Here is a 7,765-nt window from a genome sequence, read left to right on the forward strand (position 1 = left end):
GAAGCAGGCGGCGAGGTTGCGTCCGGCGAACGGCAGCCCGGACACCGGCCCGCGCTCGGGGTCGTTGCGCAGCCGCAGCTCGATCGGGTCGAGGCCGGCCTTCGCGGCGAGCTCGTCGAGGGCCGACTCCAGGGCGAACGCGCCCGGCGCCTCACCCGGTGCGCGCATCCAGGTCGGTGACGGCACGTCGAGCCGGACCACCTCGTTGGCCGTGCGGTGCGCGTCGGCGTCGTACATCACCCGGGCCGGTCCGGCGGCGGGCTCGACGAACTCGTAGACGGTCGACGTCCGGTTCAGGGAGCGGTGCTCCAGCGCGCGCAGCCGTCCGTCGGCGTCGGCGCCGAGCCTGACCCGCTGGACCGTGGGGCTGCGGTGGCCGGTGAGGCTGAACATCTGACGCCGGGTCAGCACGACCCGCACCGGCCGGTCCAGCACACGCGCCGCCATCACCGCGGCGACCTGGTGGGCGCGCACACCCTTGCTGCCGAAGCCGCCGCCGATGTGCTCGGAGCGCACGCGTACCGCCGCCGGGTCGAGCCCGAACAGGTTCGCCAGTTCGCCCTGGACCCAGGTGGCGCCCTGGTTGGAGTCGAGGAGGTCGAGCCGGCCGTCCTCCCAGCGCGCGGTCGCCGCGTGCGGCTCCATCATGGCGTGGTGCTCTTCGGGGGTGGTGTACTGCGCGTCCACGACGACGGCGGAGGCGGCGAGTTCGGCCTCCAGGTCGCCCTTCTCGGTCACGCCCTGGCCCTCGGGCGCGTAGCTCTCGGGCCGGTCGGCGGTGAGCGTGGTGTCGTGCGGCTCCTCGTCGTACGTCACGGTGAGCGACTCGGCGGCCTCGCGGGCCTGTTCGGGTGTCTCGGCGACGACCAGCGCGACGGGCCAGCCCGCGTGCGGCACGCGGTCGTGCTGGAAGACCGCGGCGGTCGGGTCGGGGACGCCGAGCATGCCGACGTAATCGGTGGTGATCCGGGGTGCGTTGCCATGGTGCAGGACGGCGAGCACACCGGGCATGGCGAGAACGGGCTCGGTGTCGATGGAGCGGATACGGCCGCGGGCGACAGCGGAGACCACCAGCCAGCCGTGGGCGAGGTGGGGGAAGGGGAACTCGGCGGCGTAGCGAGCGGCTCCGGTGACCTTGTCGCGGCCCTCGACGCGGGTGTGCGCGGTGCCGACGGCGCCGCTCGCCGTGGTGGGGCCGGGGGTCGTGGTGGTCATCGGGCGGCCTCCTCGGCGAGTTCGGTGAGCACGGCCACGACGAGGTTGCGCATGAGGGTCACCTTGTAGGCGTTGTCGGGCAGCGGGCGGGCGGCGGCCAGTTCGGCTTCCGCCGCGGCGGCGAAGTGCTCGGCGTCGGCCGGGGCGCCGAGCAGGGCGCGTTCGGCGGAGCGGGCGCGCCAGGGGCGGGAGGCGACCGCTCCGAACGCCAGCCGCACGTCCCGTACGACGCCGTCCCGCACGTCGAGGGCGGCGGCGATCGAGCCGATCGCGAAGGCGTAGGAGGCGCGCTCGCGCACCTTGCGGTAGCGGGAGCGGGCGGCGACCGGTGCGGCCGGCAGCGTCACGCCGGTGATCAGCGCGCCCGGCGGCAGCGCGGTCTCCCGGTGCGGGGTGTCCCCCACCGGCAGATAGAAGTCGGCGAGCGGCACCTCCCCCGACCCTTCGGCGGTCTCGTACGAGACGACGGCGTCGAAGGCGGTCAGCGCCACGCCCATGTCGGACGGGTGGACGGCCACGCAGTGCTCGGTAGCACCCAGGACGGCGTGGTTGCGGTGCTCGCCCTCGACGGCGGGGCAACCACTGCCCGGTTCCCGCTTGTTGCAGGGCTTGGTCACGTCGGCGAAGTAGCCGCAGCGGGTGCGCTGGAGGAGATTGCCGCCGACGGTGGCCATGTTGCGCAGCTGGCCGGACGCGCCGGCGAGGACGGCCTGGGTGAGGGCCGGGTAGCGGCGGCGGATCTCGGGGTGGGCGGCGAGGTCGCTGTTGGTGACGGTGGCGCCGATGCGCAGTCCGCCGTCGTCGGTCTGCTCGATGCGGTCCAGCGGGAGGCGGCGGATGTCGACGAGGCGGGCCGGGCGCTCGACCCCGGTCTTCATCAGGTCGACGAGGTTGGTGCCGCCGCCGAGGTAGCGGGCGTCGGGGTCCGCGTCGAGCAGGGCCACCGCGCCGGTGACGTCGTCGGCGCGCTGATATCCGAACTCCCTCATGCCGCGGCCTCCTCGGCTGCTTCGGTGGTCTCGTCGTGGCGTGCGGCGGCGGCGCGGGCGACGGCCTGGACGATCGACACATAGGCGCCGCAGCGGCACAGGTTGCCGCTCATCCGCTCGCGGATCTCCTCGGGGCTGAGGAGCGGGGGCCCCGGCTCGGGGCGTACGTCCTCGGTGGCGGCGCTCGGCCAGCCCGCGGCGTGCTCCTCGATCACGGCGACGGCGGAGCAGATCTGGCCCGGTGTGCAGTAGCCGCACTGCAGTCCGTCCAGGTCGAGGAACGCCTGCTGCACCGGGTGCAGCCGCTCGCCCTCGGCCAGGCCCTCGATGGTGGTGATCTCCCGGTCCTCGGCCGCCACCGCGAGCTGGAGACAGGAGACCGTCCGGCGGCCGTCCACCAGAACCGTGCAGGCGCCGCACTGGCCCTGGTCGCAGCCCTTCTTGGTGCCGGTCAGGTCCAGGCGCTCGCGCAGGGCGTCGAGCAGCGTGGTGCGGTGGTCGACGGACAGCTGGTGCTTCTCGCCGTTGATGTTCAGGGTGACGGTGCTGGACGTCGAGGGGGGCATGGACAGCCTTCCTTCGCGGATCCGGGCGGGTCGCCGTGTGCGGCCGTCCGGGCGACGGACGGATTCCGGACGGCGGACGAATGAGGAGACAGGCCGAGGAGACAGACGGGTGCGTGGAGACAGTGCGAGGGCGCGCCGATACGATGAGACCGAAGCGGACAGCTGTCCGCTACTCCCAGAACCGTAGTGGACAGCTGTCCGGTTAGCAAGGGGGCGGTTCCGGCCGCGGCCCACGAGGAGGACGAGTGGGGCAGGACAAGGACGCACCCCTGCGCTCGGACGCCCAGCGCAATCGCGAACGCATCCTGGAGGTGGCCGTCGCCGAGCTGACCCGCTCGGCGGACGCCCCGCTGAGCCAGATCGCCAAGAAGGCGGGCGTGGGACAGGGCACGTTCTACCGGAACTTCCCCAACCGTGAGGCGCTCGTCCTGGAGATCTACCGGCACGAGGTGCGGCAGGTCGCCGACACCGCGGACCAGCTGCTCGCCACGCGCGAGCCCGACCGCGCCCTGCGCGAGTGGATGGACCGCCTGGCCCGCTTCGCGATGACCAAGGCGGGCCTGGCGGACGCGATCCGGCAGGCCACCAGCGCGCCGGGCAGCCCGGGGACACCGGGGAAGACCCCGGTGACCGAGGCGATCGAACGCCTGCTGCGGGCCGGCGAGGAGGCCGGAACCATCCGCCCGGGGGTGACCGCGGACGACTTCTACCTCACCATCGCGGGCCTGTGGCAGCTCGACCCGCACGGCGACTGGCAGCCCCGCGCGACCCGGCTCCTGGACATCGTCATGGACGGACTGCGGGCGGGGGCACGGGGAACCTGACGATCCTTACGGGCGAGACCACGAGGCACCTGACGACCCCGGGAACCTGGAGATCCCACGCCGACTGCCGTCAGCCCCGCAGCCGCCAGGTCCAGCCGGACCGGTCCGGACCCCGCGCTCAAGCCACCGCCGTAGGCGCCAGTTCCCTCAGTTCCTCCAGCGCCGCCCGCACCGCCGGGCGGGTGTGGGCGCCGGTACGGGTGCAGGTCAGGAGCTTGCGGTGGGGGTCGCCGGCGCAGCGGACGCGGGTGATCGGGAGGTGCGGGGTGAGGTGGGCCAGGCGGGGGATCAAGGCCACGCCGAGGCCGTGGGCGACGAGATGCGCCGTGACGTTCCAGTCGAGGGCGTGGTGGACGACGTCGGGGGTGAATCCGGCCGCGCCGCACGCCGACATCACATGCGGCCGGCAGGGGCTCTCCGGCACCGGCGCGATCCACGGCTCGTGCGCCGCCTGAGCGAGGTCGATCCGCTCCCGCCCGGCCAGCGCGTGCCCCTCGGGCACCACCAGGTCGAACGGGTCGTCCAGCAGGGGCTGCTGGTCGAAGCGCGTGTCGCTCAGCGGCGGGTTGTGCGGGGTGGCCTCCACGACGGCCAGGTCGGCGGCGCCCTCGAAGAGCAGGTCGAAGCTCTGCGGCACCCCCGCTTCCAGGATCCGTACGGACAGCCGGGGATGGCGCTCCCCGAGCCGCGCCGCCATGGGCGCAATCAGCACCGAGACGGCCGTCGGGAACCCCGTCACCCGCAACAGGCCCGCGGGCGCGCCGTGATCGGCCCGCAGATCCAGTTCGGCCTGCTCCCAGCGGGCCTGGATGGCATCGGCGTGGGCCAGCAGACTCTCCGCGGCCGGGGTGAGCCGCACCCCGCGCCCCTGCGGTTCCAGCAGGTCGACCCCGAGGTCCCGGGCGAGCTGGCGGATCTGCTGGGAGGCGGCGGACGGAGTGAAGTGCAGAGCTTGGGCGGCCGCGGTGACCGTGCCGTAGTGGGCGACCGCCCTGAGGACGTGCAACCGGCGCAGGTCAATCATGAAGTCCACGCTTCACGGTCCCGTCGAGAAAGTCAACCTGGACGTGTACGGATGCGGGGCCGCACCCTGGGTGGTGTCGCGACGATCGACCGGCCGCACCGAACCGCACGTACGACGAGCCGAGGAGTCACCATGTCCAGCACCACCGGCAGCACGGGCACGGCCGGCAGCGCATGCCCGTACTGCGGATGGCCGGACCACGCGGAGCCGTTCCAGGTGGTGTCGCGGCACGGCACGGCGGCGGGCAGCACGGTCTGGACCCGCTGCGGCTGCGGCTCCCTGCAGGTCCGCGTCATCGACGAGGGCGGCGTCCGGATCGTCTCCCGCAGCAGGCCCGCCGACGTCCCGTGCGGCAGCGCGGGCCGGTGAGCGGGAGGAATCCGCCGTTGACAGGCGGTGGAGCACACCCGTACTAATCGAACCGGCCGGGGCGGATGATCCCGGCCGGAGCGGAGGCGCGGGCGTGCGGGGACATCCTCTGTCGGGGGTCACGGTGGTCAGCCTGGAGCAGGCCGTGGCCGCGCCCTACGCCACCCGGCAGCTCGCGGACCTCGGAGCCAGGGTGATCAAGGTGGAGCGGCCGGGCGAGGGCGACTTCGCCCGGCGCTACGACACCACCGTGCACGGTCACTCCAGCTATTTCGTGTGGATCAACCGCTCCAAGGAATCCCTCACCCTGAACCTGAAGGACCCCCGGGGCCTGGAGATCCTGCACCGGCTGCTGGACGACGCCGACGTCCTCGTGCAGAACCTGGCGCCGGGCGCGACCGACCGCCTGGGCCTGGGCACCGAGGAGCTGACGCGGCGCTACCCGCGGCTGATCCCGTGCACGATCTCCGGCTACGGCACCACAGGGCCGTGGGCCGACCGCAAGGCGTACGACATGCTGGTGCAGTGCCAGACGGGCCTGGTGTCGCTGACCGGCACGCCGGAGGGCACCGCCCGCACGGGCATCTCCGTCGCGGACATCGCCGCCGGGATGTACGCCTACAGCGGGATCCTCACCGCCCTGTACACCCGGGCGACCACCGGCACCGCGCACCCGGTGGAGGTGTCCCTGTTCGAGGCGCTCGCCGAGTGGATGGGCCAGCCCGCCTACTACACCCGGTACGGCGGCAGCCAGCCCCCGCGCCTGGGCACGCAGCACGCCACCATCGCCCCGTACGGCACCTATCCGGCCGCCGACGGGCGGGAGGTGCTGTTCTCCATCCAGAACGAGCGCGAGTGGGCCGCGCTGTGCACCGAGTTCCTCGGCCGTCCCGACCTGACGGACGATCCGCGCTTCGCCACCAGCTCCGCGCGCGTGGCACACCGCGCCGAGCTGAACGGCATCATCGCCGAGCGCTTCGCGCGCTCGGACTCCGAGGAACTGCTCAAGGACCTGGAGGCCATCGGCATCGCCTGCGCCGGGGTCAACGACATCGCCGCGTTCCTCGACCATCCGGTGCTCGCCGCCCGCGGTCGCTGGGGCGAGGTGGCGCTGCCGGGCGGTACGAAGGTCGAGGCGCTGCTGCCGCCCGCCGACCTCGCGGGACTATCGCCGCGCATGGACCCGGTACCGGCGGTGGGCGAGCACACGGAAGCGATCCTGAGCGCGCTGGGCCACTCCCCCGCCGCCATCGAGGCGCTGCGCGCGGACGCGGTGATCTAGGGACCGTCGGTCGGGGGCTCACCGAGCCGTGGTGCCCCTGAGCGCCGTCAGGACGTCGTCGTCCGTGAGTTGCTCGAAGTCGTCGTACCACTGCCCGACGGCCATGAAGCCGGCCGGCTCGGAGAGGCACACCACCTCGTCGGCCTCCCGGCGCATCAGTGCGGCGCCCTCCGGTGCGGCGACGGGGGCGGCGAACACCAGCCGGGCGGGGTTCTGCCGCCGTACGGAGCGCAGGGCGGCGCGAGCCGTGGAGCCGGTGGCCAGGCCGTCGTCGACGACGATCACGGTCCGGTCCTCCAGTTCCGGGGCCGGCCGGCCCTGGCGGTAGAGCGCCTCGCGGCGGCGCAGCTCGGTGCGTTCCCGCTCCACCACCGGGGCGAGATCCTCCTCGCTCAGGCCCAGCCGTCCGAGGGCGTCCAGGTCGAACAGCGGGACCTCGTCGCCGGCCATCGCGCCGACGCCGTACTCCTCGTGGAAGGGCGCGCCGATCTTCCGTACGACGAGGACGTCCAGCGGGGCGTCGAGCGCCCGGGCGACCTCCTGGGCCACGGCGACACCGCCGCGGGGCAGGGCCAGGACGACGGGGTCGGGCAGGGCCCCTTCGCTCTGCCGTGCGCGCAGCCGCTCGGCCAGCTCATGGCCGGCCTGCCGGCGATCACGGAAGCGCATGGCTGATGCTCCTCCCTGTGTCGTGCCGGAGCACCTGATCTCGGCACCCGCGTACCCATCGCCGGGTGCCCGAAGCATGCGCCGTACGGCCATGGAGCGATGGCGCGAAGTGTGGGATGCGTGTCGTTGACGCCATGCCGCGGGGCGGTGGAGCGTGGAGGGGTGAGTCAGCGCCAGACGGCCCCGCGCCGTATCGACTTCGTCGTCTTCGACGGTCTTCAGCCCCTTGATCTCGTCGGCCCGCACGAGGTGTTCCAGGGCGCCGCGCGGCAGGCCGGCGGCTATGTCTGCCGCACCGTGGCAAGCCGTGCGGGGCCGGTCCGGACGGGCAGCGGGCTGCTCGTGCACGCCGAGCACGGCGTCGCGGACCTGGATCCGGCCGGCACGGACACACTCGTGGTCGTCGGCGGCAGCGGCGTGGACGCGGCGCGGCACGACGAGGAGCTGGTCGCCTGGGTCGCGGCGGCGGCCCGCAGCGCCCGGCGGGTGGCCTCGGTGTGCAGCGGGGTGTTCCTGCTGGCGGCCGCGGGACTGCCGGACGGGTGCCGGGTCACCACGCACTGGGCGCGGGGACGGCAGCTGGCGCGGGAGCATCCGGGGCTGCGGGTCGACTGCGACCCGATCTTCGTGCGGGACGGACGGGTGTGGACCTCGGCCGGGGTGACCGCGGGCATGGATCTGGCGCTGGCCCTGGTGGAGGACGATCTGGGCCGTGACATCGCGCACGCGGTGGCCCGTGACCTGGTGCTGTTCCTGCGCCGGCCGGGCGGTCAGTCGCAGTTCAGCGTGGCACTGTGGTCGCGGCAGCCGGCGTCGGACCCGCTGCG

9 protein-coding genes are annotated in these 7,765 nt (G+C 73.7%); 4 read left to right on the top strand and 5 right to left on the bottom strand.

Features of this window, described 5'->3' with window-relative positions:
* From N4P33_RS29570 to N4P33_RS29580, 3 genes are all read right to left on the bottom strand, one after another.
* Positions 1-1,215: xanthine dehydrogenase family protein molybdopterin-binding subunit (locus N4P33_RS29570; RefSeq protein WP_260830014.1), on the bottom strand; the 1,215-nt coding region annotated here is incomplete at its 3' end.
* Positions 1,212-2,204: a xanthine dehydrogenase family protein subunit M gene (locus N4P33_RS29575; protein ID WP_260830015.1), complete on the bottom strand. Its 993-nt coding sequence runs from the start codon at positions 2,202-2,204 to the stop codon at positions 1,212-1,214. The genes N4P33_RS29570 and N4P33_RS29575, both read right to left, overlap by 4 nt.
* On the bottom strand, positions 2,201-2,770 hold the full coding sequence (locus tag N4P33_RS29580) for a (2Fe-2S)-binding protein (protein WP_260830016.1): 570 nt from the start codon (positions 2,768-2,770) through the stop codon (positions 2,201-2,203). The genes N4P33_RS29575 and N4P33_RS29580 overlap by 4 nt, the downstream gene beginning before the upstream one ends.
* Positions 2,771-3,015: 245 nt before the next feature.
* Between N4P33_RS29580 and N4P33_RS29585 the strand changes: the two genes are divergently transcribed.
* Complete coding sequence (locus tag N4P33_RS29585; protein WP_260830017.1) at positions 3,016-3,594, top strand: TetR/AcrR family transcriptional regulator; 579 nt, start codon at positions 3,016-3,018, stop codon at positions 3,592-3,594.
* A gap of 118 nt (positions 3,595-3,712) precedes the next feature.
* On the opposite strand, the gene N4P33_RS29590 is transcribed toward N4P33_RS29585, so the two are convergent.
* A complete protein-coding gene (locus tag N4P33_RS29590; protein ID WP_260830018.1) occupies positions 3,713-4,618 on the bottom strand; it encodes a LysR family transcriptional regulator in 906 nt (301 codons plus the stop codon).
* A 132-nt stretch (positions 4,619-4,750) separates the two neighbouring features.
* Between N4P33_RS29590 and N4P33_RS29595 the strand changes: the two genes are divergently transcribed.
* A complete protein-coding gene (locus tag N4P33_RS29595) occupies positions 4,751-4,987 on the top strand; it encodes a hypothetical protein (protein WP_260830019.1) in 237 nt (78 codons plus the stop codon).
* A 94-nt stretch (positions 4,988-5,081) separates the two neighbouring features.
* A complete protein-coding gene (locus N4P33_RS29600) occupies positions 5,082-6,269 on the top strand; it encodes a CaiB/BaiF CoA-transferase family protein (protein ID WP_260830020.1) in 1,188 nt (395 codons plus the stop codon).
* A gap of 18 nt (positions 6,270-6,287) precedes the next feature.
* Here the strand turns inward: N4P33_RS29600 and N4P33_RS29605 are convergent, their stop codons facing one another.
* Positions 6,288-6,938, bottom strand: coding sequence for a phosphoribosyltransferase (locus N4P33_RS29605; RefSeq protein WP_260830021.1), 651 nt, complete (start codon positions 6,936-6,938; stop codon positions 6,288-6,290).
* 162 nt (positions 6,939-7,100) lie between these two features.
* Here N4P33_RS29605 and N4P33_RS29610 point away from each other — a divergent pair.
* Positions 7,101-7,765: GlxA family transcriptional regulator (locus tag N4P33_RS29610; protein ID WP_260830022.1), on the top strand; the 665-nt coding region annotated here is incomplete at its 3' end.

The organism is Streptomyces sp. 15-116A, assembly GCF_025290915.1.
GTDB lineage: Bacteria > Actinomycetota > Actinomycetes > Streptomycetales > Streptomycetaceae > Streptomyces.